Annotated in this window: 1 protein-coding gene; it reads left to right on the top strand. The window is 65.8% G+C overall.

Going from position 1 to position 360, the window contains the following annotated elements; translation table 11 throughout:
* The coding region (locus ACLQ28_RS34550; protein ID WP_425690455.1) for a transposase at positions 1–310 on the top strand (310 nt) is incomplete at its 5' end.
* Between the last annotated feature and the right edge of the window lie 50 nt (positions 311–360).

Below are 360 nucleotides of genomic sequence, written 5' to 3' on the forward strand. Positions count from 1 at the left end.
CATGGAGAGCATGGGGAAGAAGCGGCCGCGGCCTCGGCGTTCGTTTACGCCGGAGTTCAAGGCCGAGATCGTCGAGTGCCAGCGCGGTGACCGCACTCTTCGGCAGGTCAGTCAGGATTTCGACCTGACCGAGACCGCGGTGCGTGACTGGGTCAAGCAGGCCGACCTCGACGCCGGCACCCGCACCGACGGGCTGACCAGCAGTGAACGAGACGAGCTTGCGCAGTTGAGGCGGGAGAACCGCAGGCTGCGCGAGGACGTGGACATCCTCAAGCGGGCGACAGCTTTCTTCGCGTTAATGCCAGACTGATCGACGTCCGGCGGGGCTCGCTCATTTCTTCGCTGCCCCGGCCTGCGGCT

This window comes from Micromonospora sp. DT201 (assembly GCF_049841575.1).
Lineage (GTDB): Bacteria > Actinomycetota > Actinomycetes > Mycobacteriales > Micromonosporaceae > Micromonospora.